The sequence below is a fragment of the Streptomyces luomodiensis genome, assembly GCF_031679605.1.
In the GTDB taxonomy this organism is placed as follows: domain Bacteria; phylum Actinomycetota; class Actinomycetes; order Streptomycetales; family Streptomycetaceae; genus Streptomyces; species Streptomyces luomodiensis.
In genome coordinates this window covers 9,629,466-9,648,477 of the sequence record NZ_CP117522.1, presented here as the reverse complement: position 1 = coordinate 9,648,477, position 19,012 = coordinate 9,629,466, and the positions used below count along the sequence as shown (strand labels likewise).

The 19,012-nt window shown below is 67.1% G+C and carries 14 protein-coding genes and 1 pseudogene; 6 read left to right on the top strand and 9 right to left on the bottom strand.

Going from position 1 to position 19,012, the window contains the following annotated elements; all coding sequences use genetic code 11:
- Positions 1-23: 23 nt before the first annotated feature.
- Positions 24-737, bottom strand: a complete 714-nt coding sequence (locus PS467_RS40370; protein WP_311040099.1) for an SDR family oxidoreductase — start codon at positions 735-737, stop codon at positions 24-26.
- Between PS467_RS40370 and PS467_RS40365 the strand changes: the two genes are divergently transcribed.
- Together PS467_RS40365 and PS467_RS40360 are read left to right on the top strand one after the other, a co-directional pair.
- The gene (locus PS467_RS40365; protein ID WP_311039486.1) at positions 667-843 is read left to right on the top strand and encodes a hypothetical protein; all 177 of its coding nucleotides are present in this window, start codon (positions 667-669) and stop codon (positions 841-843) included. The genes PS467_RS40370 and PS467_RS40365 overlap by 71 nt on opposite strands.
- 148 nt (positions 844-991) lie before the next feature.
- On the top strand, positions 992-1,399 hold the full coding sequence (locus PS467_RS40360) for an ester cyclase (RefSeq protein WP_311039485.1): 408 nt from the start codon (positions 992-994) through the stop codon (positions 1,397-1,399).
- Positions 1,400-1,467: 68 nt separating this feature from the next.
- On the opposite strand, the gene PS467_RS40355 is transcribed toward PS467_RS40360, so the two are convergent.
- From PS467_RS40355 to PS467_RS40330, 6 genes are all read right to left on the bottom strand, one after another.
- Positions 1,468-5,100 carry an NACHT domain-containing protein gene (locus tag PS467_RS40355; protein WP_311039484.1) on the bottom strand — a complete coding sequence of 1,211 codons (3,633 nt, stop codon included), beginning with the start codon at positions 5,098-5,100 and terminating at the stop codon, positions 1,468-1,470.
- Positions 5,101-5,284: 184 nt separating this feature from the next.
- Positions 5,285-9,568: a trypsin-like peptidase domain-containing protein gene (locus PS467_RS40350; RefSeq protein ID WP_311039483.1), complete on the bottom strand. Its 4,284-nt coding sequence runs from the start codon at positions 9,566-9,568 to the stop codon at positions 5,285-5,287.
- 25 nt (positions 9,569-9,593) lie between these two features.
- Positions 9,594-9,902, bottom strand: a complete 309-nt coding sequence (locus PS467_RS40345) for a trypco2 family protein (RefSeq protein WP_311039482.1) — start codon at positions 9,900-9,902, stop codon at positions 9,594-9,596.
- A gap of 316 nt (positions 9,903-10,218) precedes the next feature.
- Positions 10,219-11,238 carry a hypothetical protein gene (locus PS467_RS40340; RefSeq protein WP_311039481.1) on the bottom strand — a complete coding sequence of 340 codons (1,020 nt, stop codon included), beginning with the start codon at positions 11,236-11,238 and terminating at the stop codon, positions 10,219-10,221.
- Between the two features lie 176 nt (positions 11,239-11,414).
- The gene (locus tag PS467_RS40335; protein ID WP_311039480.1) at positions 11,415-12,464 is read right to left on the bottom strand and encodes a radical SAM protein; all 1,050 of its coding nucleotides are present in this window, start codon (positions 12,462-12,464) and stop codon (positions 11,415-11,417) included.
- A 28-nt stretch (positions 12,465-12,492) separates the two neighbouring features.
- A complete protein-coding gene (locus PS467_RS40330) occupies positions 12,493-12,735 on the bottom strand; it encodes a hypothetical protein (RefSeq protein ID WP_311039479.1) in 243 nt (80 codons plus the stop codon).
- 232 nt (positions 12,736-12,967) lie between these two features.
- On the opposite strand from PS467_RS40330, the pseudogene PS467_RS40325 reads away from it, so the two are divergent.
- Positions 12,968-13,127, top strand: a pseudogene (locus tag PS467_RS40325) (type I-E CRISPR-associated endonuclease Cas1e); the annotation flags it as partial.
- 292 nt (positions 13,128-13,419) lie between these two features.
- Here PS467_RS40325 and PS467_RS40320 read toward each other — a convergent pair.
- The gene (locus PS467_RS40320) at positions 13,420-14,094 is read right to left on the bottom strand and encodes a TetR/AcrR family transcriptional regulator (protein WP_311039478.1); all 675 of its coding nucleotides are present in this window, start codon (positions 14,092-14,094) and stop codon (positions 13,420-13,422) included.
- Between the two features lie 96 nt (positions 14,095-14,190).
- Between PS467_RS40320 and PS467_RS40315 the strand changes: the two genes are divergently transcribed.
- From PS467_RS40315 to PS467_RS40305, 3 genes are all read left to right on the top strand, one after another.
- Positions 14,191-15,666: an MFS transporter gene (locus tag PS467_RS40315; RefSeq protein ID WP_311039477.1), complete on the top strand. Its 1,476-nt coding sequence runs from the start codon at positions 14,191-14,193 to the stop codon at positions 15,664-15,666.
- A gap of 37 nt (positions 15,667-15,703) precedes the next feature.
- A complete protein-coding gene (locus PS467_RS40310) occupies positions 15,704-16,192 on the top strand; it encodes a nuclear transport factor 2 family protein (protein ID WP_311039476.1) in 489 nt (162 codons plus the stop codon).
- Between the two features lie 513 nt (positions 16,193-16,705).
- Entirely contained in the window at positions 16,706-17,809 is a 1,104-nt protein-coding gene (locus PS467_RS40305) for an NAD(P)-dependent alcohol dehydrogenase (protein ID WP_311039475.1), read from the top strand.
- 221 nt (positions 17,810-18,030) lie between these two features.
- Here PS467_RS40305 and PS467_RS40300 read toward each other — a convergent pair whose 3' ends face one another.
- Entirely contained in the window at positions 18,031-18,915 is an 885-nt protein-coding gene (locus tag PS467_RS40300) for a LysR family transcriptional regulator (RefSeq protein WP_311039474.1), read from the bottom strand.
- Positions 18,916-19,012: the final 97 nt, after the last annotated feature.

Genomic DNA, 19,012 nt, shown 5'->3' with positions numbered 1-19,012 from the left:
TCGATGGGGTGGCGGCGGGCGGTTCAGATGATTCCGCCGTTGGCACGGACGACCTGTCCGTTGATCCAGTGGCCGGCCGGGGAGGCCAGGAACGCGACGACCTCCGCGATGTCGGCCGGGCTACCGAGTCGCTCCAGCGGGGGCTGGGCGGCCAGGCGGGCGATGGTCTCCTCGTCCTTGCCGTCCAGGAACAGGTCGGTGGCCGTGGGGCCGGGCGCGACGGCGTTGGCGGTGACGTCCCGGCCCCGCAGCTCCCTGGCCAGGAACAGCGTCAGCGCCTCGACCGCGCCCTTGCTGGCGGAGTACGCGCCGTAGTTCGGGAAGGCCAGCCCCACCACGGACGTGGAGAACGTCACGATCGCACCGCCGGGGCGCACCCGACGGGCGGCCTGCTGGACGACGACGAACGTGCCGCGAATGTTGGTGCGGTGCAGGTCGTCCAGGACGGCCAGGTCCAGCTCGGCGATCGGCGCCGTGTGCGCCCGCCCGGCCGCGTGCACGACGACGTCGATGCCGCCGAACTCTGCTTCGGCCGCGTCGAACAGGGTCGCGACCGCATGTTCGTCGGCGACGTCTGCGCGCACTGCGATCGCCCGGCCACCGCTGGTGACGGCCTCCTTCACGGCGGCTTCGGCCTCGTCCTGGTTGCCGGCGTAGCCGACCACGATGGCGTACCCGTCGGCGGTCAGCCGGCCGACGGTCTGGCGGCCGATGCCGCGCGAGCCGCCGGTGACGATCGCGACACGGGGTGAGGCGGAGGGCTGGGCCGGGGCGGCGATCCGGTCGAGGGACGACTACGCCTACTACACCGGCATCGCCCGCTCATGGCGTTGGCCTCGATAGGACACGACGGGCCGTAGCGACCCAGCCCGCCCCGGGCGAACCCCACATGCTGGCTGTAGATTCAGGTGCCAATCCGATGGTGGACCGCCCCGCCAGAGGTACCGCGTCGGAGGGACACCGTGCCCACGGAATCGAGGAAACACACCCCATGACTGATCTTGACCTTGAGAACCGATACCGCGAGTACCTCACGTGCCTGAACGAGCGGCGCTTCCATGACCTTTCGGAGTTCGTGCACAACCCCGTGGTGCACAACGACCGGACGCTGAGCATCACCGAGTTCCAGGATCTGCTGCGCCGTGACGCAGCGGAGATACCCGATCTGCACTACGCGATCGAGCGGCTCGTCGTCCAAGGCGAGCAGGTGGCGTGCCGCATCCGGTTCGACTGCACCCCTGCGGCGAGCTTCCGCGGCATACCGCCCACCGGCCGGCCCATCTCGTTCGTCGAGCACGTCTTCTACCGCTACCAGGACGGCAGGATCGCAGAAATCTGGTCCCTGATCGACATGGAGGCGATCCGCGAACAGCTCACCCCCAGCGACCCCGACCGGTAGGGGCACACCCGGCACCGCGGCACTCGAACGTGAATACGTGCGCCGGTCGGCCAGTGCTCCGGCACGTCCTAGGAGTGGCGCGTTCGCCTGGCCATCGCGTCCCAGAAACGGTCCAGTTCCCGGACGCGCATACCCACCCAGTAGGGCGTCTTCCGGCGCAGGACCCTGGGAAAACAGCGGCGCCAGCGTCCGGGCAAGAGGGCCTGCTGCTGGCGGCAGAACGGCTCACGGATCTCGCCCCGGGATACGGACCCAAGGGGCGGATACGGGCAGAGCTGGAACGTGCAGTCGGCCAGGCAGGTGGTGCCTGGTACGGGCGGGGTGGAGACACCGGCCCGCAAGCCGGGCCGCAGTGCATCGCGGTCGGTACGGATACACGGCGGAAGCGGCATGCCGGGTTGCTCCGCGCGGGCCAGACGCTCCTCGACCTCGTCCGGGTGCCCGTCCCGTTCGATGAGGTTCAGCATGACCAGCAGATCGGCGACAAGTCGTTGGGCACGCCCGTCGAGGGTGCTCCACCCGGCCGAAGGCGGAATCCAAAGGTTGTGCTTGCGGTACGCCCCGTGGGTGGGGGTGCGGGTGCGGGAGCCGATGTTGTCGGCGACCCCCTTCTCGTCGATCCATAGGAAGCGTTCGACCTGCCCGGTCTCCAAAGCAAGGGCAACCAGGTCGCCCGCCTCGGCGACGAATGGATGTACGCATGGTCGGGTTGAGTCAGGACTCATACCGGGCTGTCCGCGCGCTCCGTTCACCGTGCCCGCCATCGAGAGCCAGCGCTTCACGGTCTGCACGGCGGTTGTCCCGCCGATCCCTCGGGACGGTTCGCGCGCCGCGTGGCGATCGCCATCCGGCCATGTCAACGTGTCCTCGTCCTGCTCATGGCGGCCGATATCGTCCGGGAGTTCCCACAAGCACAGCGCCTGGAGCAAGCTGATCTGCGCATACCAGCACCGAGACTGCTGCAGCACGGTCTCCGCCTGCCGAATCAGGTCGGCACGACTGCCCGGGTAGGTGTGCGGGTGACGTTTGCGCCGGTTGGCCGCGTACTTGAAGCCCTGGGCCAGCGCGGCCTCGAGGGCGAGCGGCAGGTCGGGAGCGCCGCCGGTGAACTTCGGGTCGAGGTGACGCAGCCACTTGGTGAGGCGTTCCCGGGCCTCGTCGCGGTGGGCGTCGTCGACGGAGCCCAGAAGCATGGGCAGCATCCAGGCTCGCATCGCGAACTCCCGTATGAGGTCGGCGCGTTGCTTCTGGTACCGCCGCTTGAAATCCTGCCGGTCGCGTTGCAACTGTTCGATGATCTTGCCGGGAGTGGTCGGCGAGAACGTGCGGGCAGCTCTCGCGCGCCTTATCTCGTCGGCCCATGCCTGGTGCTCCTGCCGCTTCCAGGCTTTCAGATCGCTGATCCTCTCGTTGTACTCCCGCACGGGGTCACTGTTCAGACCGACCCGCTCGCGGATCACGGCGAAGGCCGCATTGCCGCCGCTGCCGAACTCTTGAGCAGCGGCCAAGCGAATGGGGTAGGTGGGCTCCGCAATGCCGATCTCGAAGAGCTTCTCGTACAGCGGCGTGGTGTCGATCTTGTCGGAGGCCTTGCGCAGCGCCGCGCCGAGTTGCTTGAGCAGTCGCCGCTTTGCGTCCTCGACGGTGCGTCGATCCCCCTTGATGCTGTCCCAGCGGGCGTGCACCGTGCCGACGATACAGCTGAGCAGTTTCGGGTTTTCTTCCACGCTCTCGACTTCCAGGGCTGCCGCGTACAGGTCGAGGACCTTCGGGTCATCCGTCCGGTGGTTCGCGGCCGCGTGGAGGCGGTTGGCCAGGGTACGTCCACTGACGGGCGCCTGTCGCCACCGATTCGCCATCTGCTTCTTCATCTCGGCCCGGACACTGCCGCACTCGGCTGTGAGTTTCGCCGCCTGCTGACGTGACAACAGCACCAGCGCGATCAGCAGTTCGCGGCTGGGACCGGGCGGCTGCAGCACCTGCTCGATCAGTTCCCCGGCCCCGCGCTCCCCCAGATGGCTCAGCATGCGGAAACCGAGGTACGCCTGGATGATGCTGTGCGGGAAACGGACCTTCTGTTCGCATCCCTCCACCAGCTCGAGCTTGTTGGCGTTGTTCGCGAAGCGGGCGAGCGCGGCCTGACACTGGCCCATGTTCCCTTCGCGCAGGTGTCTGCTCTCCTCGGCGCTGAGCCTGTCGCAGAGCGCGTCCCATAGGTGTTGCCGGTGCCTCTCGGACAGGGCGTTCCCGCGCTTGCCGTACCGGTCGAAGCCACGTCGCCTCGCCCAAAGGTGCTCCGCACGGGCCCTCGCGCGTCGCGCCGGACCAGGGTGGACGTCCTGGTCGAGCAACTCGGCGAAGCCGACCTCCACCTTGTCCTGGAGCAGTCCTACACACGCCAGGGCGGAGAGCACTTCGAGGGTGTCGCGCCGCTCTTGCAGGGCCAGCGCGACATCCTCGCGCAGTCGGCCTTCGCACAGGGCGTGGTCCCAGGTCTCCAGCAGCCACAGCCGGAGCGTGCTGCGATCCCAACTGCGGGTGTCCAACCGCTGCGGGTCGTTGCGCGGACGGTCGCGTTCCAAGGCTCCGTGGCGGTGCAGTTCCCGGGCGATCTGAAGGTAGATAGGCGATTCGGTCACCTCCGCCGTCTCCACGATCCAGTCCACCCGGCGCTCGTCCGTCTCCGGGACACGTGCTTCCAGGAAGTGCAGCGCCTCCTCCTCACTCAGCGGTTCCAGCTCCATGATCGCGGCTTGGGTACTCTCCAGCGGACTGTGCGGCCGGGAAGCGATGACCAGAGGCAATTTCTCCGCATGGGCACGCTCGATCGCCCGACGGATGATGTTGTCCCGGTCTTCCTGGAGACTCTCGTCAAGGAGCGCCTCTTCCAAGCCATCGGCGATGACCACGGGCTTGTCGTCGGCGAGCATCTGCTGCCAGACTCGCTCGTTCTTGGCGCGGGCCAGGATGCCCTGGGGCGCCTCCTCGGCGAATCGCTTCCTGGCCATGTGTTCGAAGTTCATGTCGGCGGCACTGGCAACGTCCCTCAGCCGGATCGGCACGGGCACGGCATGCTGCCGGGCCAGCAATTCGGTCAGCCTCACCAGGACAGCGGTCTTCCCCGCTCCGACACCGCCAACGAGCACATAGGGCCTGCGGGTGGTGCGCTCCCGCAACCGTTGGGCGATGACCTGGGCGACCTCCTCCCGGCCCACAATCTCGGCGATATCCGGCCCCGCCGTGAGCACCAACTCCCGGGGATGCTTGCGTGCCTTGGCGAGGTAACGCCGCTTGGCCCCCCTGTACCACCAGAACAGGAACGCCACGGCAGCGATCGAAGCGGTGAGTACCGGACCGACGAAGCGGACGACGGCGTCGAACCCCGCGTTCCCCCGCAGCCACCCCTCGAAGGGGGTCGTCTGATGTGTGACCAGTATGTACAGGCCCTCCCCGCACCAGGCAAGGACAGCGAGCGCGGCGACCAGCCAGACCATCCTGGTCACGTTGGCGTATGAGATCCATCGGCGCCACTTCTTGGGGCGGGTGGTTGCCCGGCGCGCCTCCAGGCGCATAGCCGCGATGTGCCAATAGCTGAGAGCGGCTCGCCGGAACCGTTCTCCCGCCCGTCTCAGATCCAGGGTGGCCATCGGCGCGCTGCGCGGTCGCCTCTTGCCCGGCGGGTGACGAATAACCTTCGGCATCGCGCGCTCTCCTTCCGAGAACAGCTCTCGGCACGCCAGACCCGCAGGGCCACCACCTCCTTCCATGGAATCACTCCCCATCGGCCCCGCAACCGCGCTGGCCGCAGCGCCGCCGACCTGCCACGCATCGGGTGCACCCACGCGGAACACTGTTCAGAAGCCCTTTGGGCTCCGGAGCAGTGCGTCACAAGTCCAGGTGTGAGAAGACGACGGCTCCGACGCTCCGGACGGCATCCCGGTCCAGCTGAGCGAGGACCGGCAGGGCGTGATACCACTCCTCGCTCGCCATCGCCTTGGCGACGAGCCGACGGGCGCGCCTCAACCGATCCTCGATATCTGCCGCCGTGGGCGGGCCGAGCAGATCGGCGCCCAGACGCAGCAGATGAGGGCGGGAACCGCTGAGAACGTCGAGATGCACAAGCGTGGCGTCGTCCGGCAGCCCCACCAGCAGCGCCGCCACCGAGGCCAGGCACGTGGCTCGTTCCCTGCCCGCGGGTATCCGCTCGGCAAGCTCCTCGGCCGTCTCGTAGTCTCCAGCCGCGGCGTGGGAGACCGCCCGCACGTTCAGGCTTCGGGGGGTGAGAGGCTCATCGGGGGTGTACTCACGCAGGCGCGCGTCAGCTCGCAGCAGCAGGGCCTCGGCATGATCTGGTTCGGTTGTCGCGACCGCCATCGCCGCCAGCACCCATGTTTCACTTCGAATGCGCTCATCGTCAGGTAAGGACAGCGACTTCAGCTTGCCGACGAGGCGGCGGCTCCGTGGCATATCCCGGTCACCGACCGCTGCTATGAGCCGCGCCATGAGATCAACGCTGTATTCCCTCTGGTGCGAGGTGTGGAAGAGGATGTGGGAGACGGGTCCAGTCTTGTCGTCCCAGTCACGTTCCACATCATCGGCGAGGGAGGCGGCAGCAGTCGGCGCCCATTCCCACAGGCTGGACACCAATGGGATGCGGATGGTATTCAGCCGCCGGCCGGGATCGTCAGAGATCAGCCGACCCCATTGGTCCATGCTTTCCATATCCTGCACGAACTTTGCGAGCAAGGACAGCGCGGCGTCTTGTTGCCTGGTCCGTGCGAGGGCATCAGCGACCGCCGCCAGTCCTTTGTCCCGGCCGTCATTACTGTCCATGTACGGGCGGTCGGCGAACTCGCGCGCGTCCGCTGTCAGACGCGCCGCGCGTCCGCCTCCGACAGCAGGAGCCACGGCGGCCAAGGCCCGTGCCGTCCTGCCCACGGCACGCCTGGCGAGTCGCTCGGCATGGACCTGGTCTCCACATGCGGCGAGCGCCCCGGCAAGAGCCTCGAAGAACGCGGTGTCCGCGTAACCAATAATGGGGCTGTAGCGGTTCATTGCGGATTCAACGAGCCGCTCGGCCTGGTCCCGATCGCGTTCGCACAGGCGCTCCGCCATGGCGGCCAGAGTGCCCGGCATGGAGTTGGCCCACTTCTCCGCCTCTGCGACAAGCCCACTCGCTGCCAGGGCGCAGGCCACCGCCTTCCGGGTCTCCGTCCCCACCTCCCCGAAGAGCCCCGGTCTCCGCCGCTGCTGCAATGCTTCCCGAGCCTTGTCCGCGTGGCCTGCCCGCGCCCATGCGCAGGCGATCGCGGCAAGAGAGTCGTTACGGAGAACCGCCCATGACATGGGGTCCTCCGATGACGTCGGATCCTCCCATCGCCTCCTGAACCGATGGTTCAGCTCCTCACCCCCGACATACGCGTCAATGAGGGTTTGTGCGTGGTGGATCATGTGGAGGGCCGTCAGGGTCTGGATGGTTCGGGCATAGGCTATCTGTCCCGTATTCGTGCGCGTCCATTCACGCTCGGTCGAAGAGCCGGACGTGAAGCGCCGACTCAACTCCTGGGCCCAGTGGGCGGCACGTTCCGGGAGGACATCATGCAGGGCGACAGCTGCTGCGGACAGGGTGTCTGCTGCCTGAAGTGCATCGGCCGCTGGATCGGTGACCGTCCTCTCGATCCGGCCGAGCACTCGACAGTGCCGTTCACGATCGGAGCCCGAGCACGCGCGGAGCACCTTTGCCAGTACCTGGACACGGCCGCTGGCGTGCGCTTCTTCCTCGGCGCCCTGCTCCGCCTCATCCAGGATGTCCGCGGCGAGCAGCGCGTCCCGCCCACGCAACGCCGCCGATACGTCGACCAGCGCCATGGCCGCCTCCCTGGACGCGAGACGACGCTCATGGGAGAACCTGGGAAAGGGAGGCGAAGGGCCGTACTCGACATCTCCGTCGAACTCCCCGTACAGGAGCACGGTCCGGAGAGACCCGACCATGCCGCGGGCCCGTTCTCCGAGCCCCGCTCCCGCGAGGGCGGTAGCCGCGTCCCTGAATACCGCATAGACGTCATAGGCTGGAAGCGGTCTGCCGTCCTCCATGATGCCTCTTGCCAGACGCTCGGATTCCAGCGCCAGCCCCACCGCACGGGGCTCACCTCTCTCGGCCATGACCCGGGCTACGGCGGCGAGCGCGCGCGCCTTGGCCATGGGGCGATAAGAAGGTGGCACCACGGTCCTTGCCAGACCCTCCGCGCGCCGGAGCTGCCCCAGCCGCGCCACGATGGCGGGGATGTTCGCCGGCATCAGCGCGTTGCGGCGGCTCAACGTGTCCTCGGTCGCGGTGAGGACCGCCAGGTCACCCACGTCACCTGGGTTCTTGCGACGCAGTTCCCGCCGGACGGCGTCGATCTCGGCGAACGCGGCTGCGTCGCTGCCGGTGATGGCACGCATCCGGTGGTGCCGAGCGGCGTCCGTGGCCAGGGCCATGGCCCGTGCCGTGTCTCCGTTCTCCGCGAGCATCGGCACGTAGGACTCCAGCAGATACGGCGGCGTGTCCTCGGGCCAGCTCCGCCGGCGGTAGGACTCGGCCCACTCCTCGATGCGTTCGCGGTACGGGTGGATGTCCGGTCCGAGCGTGTGCACCGCGGCCTCGTAGAGCGTCTCGTGCGCGAACAGGTAGCGACGCTCGGCCGGCTCACCGGCCACGGTGCTGCGGGAGCGCAGAATTCGTCCGAAGACGCTGTCCACGCGGTGCCGCACGGCGTACAGCGCCTGCCCGCTCAGCTCCCGCAGGTCCTCGGGACGCAGGCCACCGCGCGCCGCCGCCAGCAGGCCCACGATGTCCTTCTCCACGGCGTCCCCCGCGAACGCCTGGTTCAGTTCGAACCGTGCCTGGTCCTCCAGGTTCCGCGCCACGTGGGTGCTGTCGAGCCACCGCACCATGCACCTACGCAGCGGATGGGTGGGCTTGACGCTCAAGGGAAGAGCGGGGTTCGGCCGACTGGTGACCAGCACCCGCACGTTGTCCGGCGGGTGCTCCGGCAGCAGCGAGGCGATGCTCACACCGCTGCCGAGTCTCGCGGATTGGTCCTCGTCAAGGCCATCGACGATGAGCAGCAGCGTGCCCCCGTCCTCAGCGACGTGTTCGGCCGCCTCCCTCAGCAGTTGTCTGCGTTCCACGTCCCTGGCGATCGGCGAGGTGTGCGAGGACGGCTCCCGCCCGGCCAGCCAGGCGAGCTGGTGGACGAGAGCCTCCGTGTACGCGGCGACGTCCGCCTGTCCGGCCAGGCGTGACGTGATGAAGAACCACACGGGGATCACGCCACGGGGTGGATGCAGCGCGAACCACGACACCAGCGCCGTCTTTCCCACCCACGGACCTCCCCGGAGCCACCGGTACGGCTCCCGTCCGGCACAGAACGTCACAAGATCCTTGAGCTCGGCCTCCCGCCCCAGCAACTCGGGTGGTGCGATGTCCCGCAACAACTCCTCAAAGCCGGTTCTGGTCCGGCCGGACCCGGTTGACACCAGCACGTCGGGCAGCCGATCCGGAAGGAGTTCCGTCCCCAGCAGCTTCTCAAGCGTCTTCCGTTCGTCAGCGGACAGGCGCTCGGCCCAGCGATCGGCACGGCTCACCGCCAGGCGCCCGGGACCGTCGGCCGGGTGGTGGATCACCACGATCCCGACGATCCGGCCGTCGCTGAAGGCCACCGCCCCTGACATGCCGTCCCAGTCGCCCCGCGGCGCCGGGACATGCAGATCGAGGGTGCCTTCGCGACGGTTGGATAGCACCGGGCAGGTGCCTTGTACGTGCTCGGAGTCGCGGTAGCGCGATCCGTCCTCGTCCTCCCGCAGCTTGAACGCCGGGAAGCCCACGGCACTGCACCGCAGCACCGCGTCCCGCTCGCCCACGCGGCCGAACCGGGCGGGCCCACCGGCAACGGCGGCGACGGAGAGGACGGCGACATCGATCGCCACGTTCGTGAAGACCACCTCGGCGTCGAGCACCCGTTCCCCCGGCCGGTCCGCGTCGAACCGCACCCGCACGGCCACCGCATCCGTGAGCACGTGCGCCGCCGTCAGAACCCGCCCGGCCGCCACCAAATAGCCCGAACCTCGGAGCCCCTTACCTGCCGCAGTTGTGACGATGATCTCGGCGACGCGGCCGATGTCCAATCCCCCCACCGTCCAGCTTCACCCCTCAGCGTTCTTCCGGCACCTCGGCCCCCGAGATCCGGGTGGCCGTGCGAGTGCCGCCCGGACCTGGGGACGTCGGCTGAAGGGTGATCGTGATGCGCTGTGTCTCGGCCCTCGCGTACTTGCCGTCAGCGCCCGCCTCGACGACGAGGAAACGCACCTTGCCGCTGCCGCCCGCCTCTTTGCTGACGGCGACACTCACCTCGATCTCGATCGGGCCGACCTCGAACTGGAGCGACTCACCCGTGCCGTCCGCCGCCGCGGCCGTCAGCTGCGCCCGCAATTCCCGGATCATCTCGGTGAGTTCCAACACGCTCCCCTTCCTCGGCCCGCGCGTCGGGTAGTAGGCGACACAGTACCGGGACGCACGCGTCGACCGGCCGCACCTCGTTGGGGAAGGACGAAGCAACGAGCACGGCAACCTTGCGGATCTCGAAGCGGCGGATCTTGAAGCGTAGAGAACTCCATGATCCCCAAGTGCCGTGCTCGGCTCCCCTCCACACCCGTCAACCGGGCACCGTCAGGTCAAAACCGGATCTTCCCGGAACACTCCGGGACGCCGCTGGCGGACCTGGCCGGCCGGGTCCGCCATCACGAGTCGTACTGGCTCCCGACCGGGGAGGCCGACCTCACGCTCGGCTGCTCCTCAACGCCTTACTCGAAACAGAGCTGCACCCACTCATCGATTCAGCGGCCGCTACCAGATGACGGATCGATGGATGGTCGTGCGCTGCTCTTATACCATTCTTTCGGCGTACTTCAAAGTACAAGGATCGCCCGAGCAGGTCATCCCGTCTAGAACGCCACTTGGCTGATGCAGCATCATTCGGCGCCAGGCGCAGGACTCCTTCTACGAACTCCAGACGCAACGGCTCATCCTCATGTTTGTCACATACTTCCAGCCCTCGGAGATAAATTGCACGGGCGTAATTGAATTCGCTGACCTTTTCCAGAAGCAGCCCAAGTTGTTTGAGGTGCCGGAGAAAAGTGCCGGGAGTGGCGTACTCCAGGTCTGTCCGCGTAACAAGCGCCGTGAGACTGATTGCGAGCCGTCTCGCACGCCCCTCATGTCCCAACGCAACCATGGCCGCTACTTGATGCAACAGAAATGCCATCTCGCTGGACGGTCTTTCGGGGGTCACATTGGTTGCCTTGTCGAGGGCCTCCTTGGCGCGCCCGCTGCGCAGAAGGATGAGAATCTCTCCTTCGGTGATGAATGGATGCGATGCGGGCGGGGCAACACGACGCAGACCAGAGATAACAGCCAGCGCACGGGCTGGATCTCCAGAGCGCATATATGCTTTTACCTGATCGATTGCGTAAACATTCCACAGTACGCCAGGAATCTCAGGTTCGGCGGCCAGAATGAGCGGCCATGCGCCAGCCAGAATACTGCACGGACCTAGCTGCACAGCTCGGCGATCGCGCATATACTCGGCCAGAAGAAAGTGACGTCGGGCCCCATCCGCATCCCCCTGAAGAGCACGCAGCCGCCCCACATTGATCCATGGCTGCAAAGTGTTGTGCAGGATGAAAGATTCACCGGAATCGGAGGAGAGCCGAGCTAACCACTCCAATTGGAGCCAGCACAGTCGTTCAGCGGTTTTGACGTCACCTGAATGAGCTACGACGAGGGCGGCGAGATTCATATATGCTGACGCTGTTTCTCTCTGATCCATAAGGTGCTGTGCGGAGTTGAGAGAATTCAGGTCACCGCACAGCTCGTTTGCCCACTTGTCCAGAGCACGCCGCGATGGTCGGTCATAGTCCATGAGGGATTCTGCGGCGAGCGAGCAGCCCGGCCACGTAGCAGCGGGGGACATTTTTACATCCGCTCCGGCTCAAGTCGTGTGGGACCGACCTGCAGCAACGTGGGTTGATTACGCGGAAGTCCGTTAGCGGGACAGCTCAAGGTACTCCAGTCACCGGATTCCCATCCCCGCAACCAGGGGCGGAGCAGAACATTGTCGATTTCGACAGTGCCGTCCGACCGGAGTCTCCCAATGGCATTGGCGGGATCGGTAAGCGCCACGGTACACTTCCCGACGACGCCATTGGCGCGAATCATCAAGGAATTGGGACGTGCGGCATAGCAAACGTCCGGAACGGGCTGCAGGCCGGAGCCTGCTCCACCAGAAAGCACCATCGACTGTAGATCGGCGAGGATCTTCGGTGCTTCCTCTCCGCCGATGACGCTCATCTTCTCGTCATTAGGTCCGCCGAGTCGCTCCACCGGCTTAAGGAGCACAGAGAATCGAGCATCTCCGAGGAACGCGTCCTGGATGTGCGTCAGAAACTCTGGCATTGACGACAAGTTGGCGGGGGTAATATGCACCCGCAGGATGACGTGGACCGGCGTTGCACTCTGGCGAATCGCCAGCAGATTTTCCCATACTTGATGGAACGATCCGGAACCGTTAGCCTGTACGCGAGTTCGATCATGAAATTTCTGCGGCCCGTCGAGGGAAATCTGGTATTGACGGATTCCCAACGCGCTCAGACGGGTCATCGTTGTGGAGTCAAGGAGGTAGCCGTTTGTCGTCATGTCGGCCGCGTACTCCAGGTCCGAATGATCCGCGGCAACTCTGATGACGTGGGCGGAGACCTCTTCGATCACCGGAAGAGCCAGCAGAGGCTCCCCGCCGAACCACGAGATGCTAAGAGAGCGCAAACCCTCCAGGCGTCGGTCGATCAGGCCCTTGATGCCCTTGACGATCGAATCTTTCATGCGGCCCACAGAGAAGTCCTCGTAACAGTAAGTGCACCTGAAGTTGCACTTCTCTGTGGGCAGCAGGATGAGGTGCAGGCTGTCGTTGCGGAGCGAGAGTGCGAGCTCTTCGGTGAATCTCGTAGCAACGTCAGTGCGACTATTCACCACGATCCTTCCCCTTGGCGTTGAGGAGTCACGCCTTGATTGGCTTCGGAGGGTTGCACTGCGAGGCATTAGGGCTGCATTTTGAGCCGTTGGGTTGGCAGGCACTAGCATTTGACGGAGTCTGGCCACCCTTTCCAGGAGCTTCAGAAACCGCCTCTGCCAGGGTCTTAGAAATCTCCGGATTGTTGATCTCGACCCGGCCCTCCTCGTCCACGTTGATGTCTTCTGCAGTCAAGCCTGCCAAAGCTTCCGAAATGCTCTTCCCGGCCATCATTACTCCTTCTTCGGTCGGCAGTACCAGATCGCTGGTCCATGCGTCTGATCACGTTTCCGCGCTCACATTCACTATGAGAGTGCTACCTTGAAAGTCGCCGCATTTAATAACCCATTCGAGTGCCCGAGGGGCAGGCACCCGCGCAGCAGCTTCCAGCCCTGGCCCCGGGCGGCCACCGCGACAAGCCGCCCTGCTCACACCCCACGCAGAGCCGGAACGGTTGTCTTAGCTGGCTGCCGCATGCGCCATGTACCGGCTGCGCTTTCCCGACGAGGACCCTGTCGGCCTCACCCGGCAGGAACTCCTGGGCCGCGAGGGGCGCCGGGTGAAGGACTGCTACCGAGAGCGCGCCGCCGCACCGGTGCCCCCCCCGGCGCGGCCGCCGTTACACCCGGCCCCCAGGCGCTCGAGCGAGGCCGGGTGGTGGTCGGCGAGCCGCACACCGGCCGTGCGGGAGGCCGCCAGGTAGCCGGGGCTGGTGCCCAGGACGTTCACCTCCAGGCGGCTCGCGAGCTGGCAGAGCGCGTCGGTGGCGGGATACGTCGGACGGCCATGGAGACATTACGAAGGCGGGGAACGCCGAGTGAGCACGGAGCAGCCGGACTGGACTGCGACGTCACAGGCCGTCGAACTGGCCCTCGGTACTCGATCGACGTGGCTTTCACGGAATCGTGCTGTATGTCAGAACCGCTGATCTGCGACGGTCTGTGAGGGGCGGATGCCGAGCGCCGGCAGTATCACTTCGTCGACCAGGGCTTCATGGAATGTCCGGTCCGCGCATCCGCGCATGAACATCACGCGGTACGCGCTCATGGACGGGATGATCAGCGCGAGCGTGTCGATGTCCGTGCTGGCGGGGATTTCGCCGCGTTCGACGGCGCGCGCCATGAGCTGCCGGTAGGCGGCGGCGGATGGCTCGACGATCGCGGCGTCGACGGCCGCGGCGAGTTCGGGAGCGCGGTACAGCAAGGACATCAGACCCGACTGGATCTTGATGCGCTGCTCGCTCTCGCCGAGCCAGCGCGGGTTGATCATCGCGATCATGTCGCCGCGCAGTGAGCCGGTGTCCGGCAGCCGGTCGGGGGACAGCGCGGTGTCCTTCAAAGAGGAGATGGCATCGAGTACAAGGTGCCCTTTGGTGTCCCACCGCCGGTAGATCGTGGCCTTCCCCGCCTTGGCGCGGGTGGCGACCATGTCGATCGACATGGCCTCGTACCCGGTCTCGGCGAGGACGTCGAGCGTGGCCTTGAGGATTTCCGCGTCACGGGTGTGGTCCCGCTTGCGCCCGAGCCGCGGGGCGGGACGCTCCGGCACGGCCCCGCCGGCACCGCTTATGGCGGCTGCTGTTCCAGACATGCGCGACGCACTCCCTTCGATGTCTCCAGCAGCGTACCAGCCGGTTCCGGAACTAAGCGTTTCCGGAACTGGCTGGTTTCGTTTATGGTGACGTCCATGGAAACTGCACTTCGAAGCGGAGCGCCGCCCCGGCCCGGCGACGGCACGTCCGCGCGGCGTTGGTGGGTGCTCGGCGCGGTGGTACTGGCCCAGCTCATGGTGGTCCTGGACGGCACGGTGGTGAACATCGCGCTCCCCTCGGCCCAGACAGACCTGGGCTTCTCCGACGGCGACCGCCAGTGGATCGTCACCGGCTACTCGCTGGCCTTCGGCGGTCTGCTGCTGCTCGGCGGCCGGGTGTCGGACATGATCGGCCGCAAGCGCGCGTTCCTCGCGGGCCTGGTGGGCTTCGCCGCCGCGTCCGCACTGGGCGGTGCGGCCGACGGATTCGGCATGCTGGTGACCGCCCGCGTGCTCCAGGGTGCGGCGGGCGCGCTGCTGGCACCCACGGCGCTGGCCGTCCTGGCCACAACGTTCACCGCGCCGAAGGAACGCGCCCGCGCCTTCGGCGTGTTCAGTGCCGCCGCGGGCGCCGGCAGCGCGATCGGCGTGCTGCTCGGCGGATTTCTGACCGAGGGCCTGAACTGGCGCTGGACGCTCTACATCAACGTGTTCATCGCCGTGGTGGCCGCGGCCGCGGCCACCGTGTCCATCGGCCGCACCCCGCGTCAGGGACCCCGTCCGGCGCTCGACATTCCCGGCGCGGTGCTGGTCTCCGCCGCGCTGTTCGCCCTGGTCCTCGGCTTCTCCGAGGCCGAGACCGACGGATGGACCTCGCCGCTGAGCTGGGCACCACTCGCCGCCTCGGCGCTGCTACTGGTGGCCTTCGCCGCCTGGCAGCGGCGCGCAGCGCACCCCCTGCTGCCACTGGGCGTCCTGCTCGACCGCGACCGCGCGGCCGGCTACAGCGGCATCCTGCTGGCAAGCGTCGGCATGTTCGGTGTGCTGCTCTTCGTCAACTACTACCTGCAGAACTCCCTCCACTACTCGCCGATACGGACCGGGCTGGCCTTCCTGCCCATGGTCGTCCTGCTCATCATCGGCTCCCAGCTGGCGACCAACGTCTTCCTGCCCCGTCTCGGGCACCGGAGGGTCGTGCCCACCGGCATGGTGCTGGGCGCCATCGGCATGGTCCTGCTCACCGGCCTGGAGCCGGACAGCACCTACACCACCGGCGTCCTGCCCGCCCTGCTGCTCATCGGCTTCGGCATCGGCAACGTCATCACCTCGTCCTTCCAGGCCGGCACCTCGGGCGTCGATCCCGGAACCGTCGGCGTCGCCTCCGCCGTGGTCAACACCAGCCAGCAGATCGGCGGCTCGATCGGCACCGCCCTGCTCAACACCCTGGCCACCGCGGCAACCGACCACTACCTCGCCGCACACGGCACCTCGCCGACCGCCACCGCACAGGCCGCCACCCACGGCTATGCCGTCGCCTACTGGTGGGGCGCCGGCACCTACACCGCGGGAGCATTCCTCACCGCCCTGCTCTACCGCCACAAGCGGCCACCCGCCCCGCAGCCCAACACCTGAACCAGACGAACAAGACGACACAGACAGGACGATGCACATGTCCCCCACCCCCACCCCCACTCCCGCGGACGCGCCGACCGGCCCGGACCACGACCAGATCCAGATCGCCCAGGTTCTGCACCGGCTCGCCCGCGCGATGGACACCCGCGACTGGGACCTGCTGGCCACCTGCTTCATCCCCGAGGCCGTGGGCGACTTCGCCACCGGCCAGGCCGTCGGACTGGACAGGATGCTCGTCGACTACAAGGCGTTCCTGCCGCCGCTGGACACCACACAGCACCTGGTCACCAACATCGAGACCGTCATCGACGGTGATACCGCCGAAGCGACGGCCTACTTCCTGGCCCAGCACGTCCGCGCGAACACCGAAGGCGGCGACCAGTTCCTCATCGGGGGCAGGTACGAGGACCGGCTCACGCGCACGACCGAAGGCTGGCGGATCGCCCGACGACGGGTCACCGGCACCTGGACGCAGGGGAATCCCAAGGTGGTGGGCAGCACGCTGGACCGACGCGAGAACGGCTGATCGTCGTCCGGGCGCCGCCTACACGACCCGGTCGCAAACGGGGACCTGACCTCTGTCCGTCGGGCCCGGTAGGCCGGCAGTGGCCGCTTGCACGCGTACTGCGCGACGCAATCGGCCGCGGCCGGCCCCCCCTGCCCGCGGTACGAAGCGCCGTACCCGAAGTGCGGACTCGAGTTCTTGCCCTCCGCCAGCCGCTCACACTCGATCCGGTCAGCGTCCGGCAGCCGACCTTCCCCCATGAGCAGCGCGGCACTCCGCGCGAGCAGCCGGCGCGGCAGACACGAGTCGGCCATCAGGATTGGTAGCCAAGTCCACGGATGTCGGATGCCCTCGATGGCCTTCTGGTGCGTCTCCATCCAGACTTGCCGCCCACAGAGGACCGGAAATCACATAGATACCGTGACCCTTGCCATATGGATTGGCTACCAATAACGTCTCCCATTGATCCTCCTGCCATGGCTCTGACTTCGTGGCGAGGGTTCCTCCGAGAGGCCACAGCGAGGGGAGTAGTTCATGCGGGTCAGCGCGGCGGTCGTGGACAGGCTGCACGGCCGGTTCGACGTCCGGGACGTTGAGATTGATGAACCCGGGCCCGGGGAGGTGCTGGTCAGGATCGCGGCCAGTGGCATCTGCCACACGGACGCCGCCACACGAGACGGAAACCTGCCGTTTCCGCTGCCCGGAGTGCTCGGGCATGAGGGCGCCGGCACCGTCGTCGCTGTCGGCGACGGCGTGTCCGAGGTACGGGAGGGCCAGGCCGTCGTCATCGGCTGGCCATGGTGCGGACGGTGCCGACACTGCAGGGCAGGAGAGCACAGATACTGCCAGTCGGTCTTCGCGCTCGCGTCGAGCGGCGGTCGGCAAGACGGCTCGTCGGCCTTGCGTGAACTCACCGGCGAGCGGCTGTCGAGCCACTTCTTCGGTCAGTCGTCGTTCGCCACCCACTCGGTGACCTACGCGTCGTCGCTGGTACCCATCCCCGACGGGCTCCCCGTTGGGCTCATGGGTCCTCTCGCGTGTGGTCTGGCCACCGGAGCGGGAGCGGTCTTCCACACCGTCCGGCCGTCGCCCGGTGCGTCGGTCGCTGTCTACGGAGTCGGCGCCGTCGGTCTATCAGCGATCATGGCCTGCGTCAGCACGGCAGCCACCAGGATCGTGGCTGTCGACCGCTACGCGTCGCGACTGGCACTGGCCAAGCAGCTCGGCGCCACCCACGTCGTGAACACGACGCAAGAAGACCCGGTACGCGCAATCCACGACATATGCGACGGTCCCGCGGACCACGCGGTGGACTGCACCGGCACCGTCTCGGGCGCGCGGCAAGCGGCCGACTCGGTCGGCATGCTCGGCACGTGCGTGCTCGTCGGCGGAACGTCGGCCGGCGCCGAACTGAGCCTCGACCACGGGAGCATGCTGCGTGGTAAGTCGGTCGTAGGCGTCCTCGGCGGCGGAGGCCGGAGCCTGGAACTCATCGGCGCCCTGATGGACCTGTACGCACAGGGCCGGTTTCCCTTCGACCGGCTCATTGAGTCCTTCCCGCTGGAGCGCGTCGAGGATGCCCTCGAAGCGTCGGCTCGCGGCGAGGTGATCAAGCCGCTCCTCACCATGCCTGACTGATGCCGGCACGTCAGCGAAACATTCCGACCGCTTGCTCAAGAGGAACACACCATGGCGTTGCTCGGCACTGACGGTTGGCAGAGCACCGGTTCGAGTGGGGAGCCACGGCGGGGTGGTCTTGGGAAGGCACGAGCGTGACCGGGCACCTCCAGCGCGGCACCGAGTCGACGACGACAGTGGCCGAGACGCTGTGGTGCATGCGGTCGGGTCGGCGGCTTGGTTCATGCGGTCGGGTCGGCGGCCGTCGCCGTGACCACCTCGGCCACCCTCTCCACGATCGCGCGGGCCCGCGGTTGCCTGGCGAGCCAGGTCGGCAAGGCGAAGCCGGGATCGGTGAGCGGTAGCCAGCGCCAACCGGGCAACAGCCGCTGGGCACTGGGGCGGGTGAGCAACGCGGCATCGGCGTCGCTGGCGGTGGCGCAGGCGAGCGCGTTCTCGATGAACCACGCGAAGACCCAATCGGGGCGCACGTCAAGCGATTCCGCGACGGTAAGGACACGGTCGTGTTCGGCGGTGGTTTGGTCCCGGCTGTGGGCGAGAATCCGCAGCCCGTCGAGCTCGGCCAGGTGACAGCGGCGACGGCGGGCCAACGGGTGGCCGGGGCGCACCGCGATCCCGGCCGGCTGTTCGTAGAGCAACCGAGCCGTGCACCGAGTCGCTGGTCGCTGGTGGACGAGGGCTATGTCGAGAAGGCCTTCACGCAGCAGCCGTACCTGGTCGGTACTGCTGGCGTCGGTGAACTGGATCGCCGCACCGGGAGCGTGGCTGCGCAGCGCGTCAAGTACCTGGTCCAGCCACGCCGAGGGCGTACCGGGCGGCAGACCGACACGCACGATCTCCTTGGCCGGGCCGGCCGAGCGGGCGACCTCGCCAGTGGCGTCAGCCAGCCGGAGCAGAAGCCTCGCATGCTCGTGCAGAGCTACCGCCGCCGATGTGGGGCTGACCCCGGTGGGCCCGCGTTCGAACAGGGGCGTGTTCACGTGACGCTCGAGCTGACGGAGCTGGCGGGTGAGCGCAGGCTGCGAGATCCGCAGGTGTTCAGCCGCGCGGGAGACCGAGCGATGTTCGAAAATCGCGACGAAGTAGCGCAGCTGTCGTAGCTCCATGAAGCCATACCTTTGCGTTATGAGCCTGATGTTCGAATGATATTGGCGTCGCCCGCCCCGCACATCGTGTACTGGCCGCAGGTCAAGAAAGGGGTGG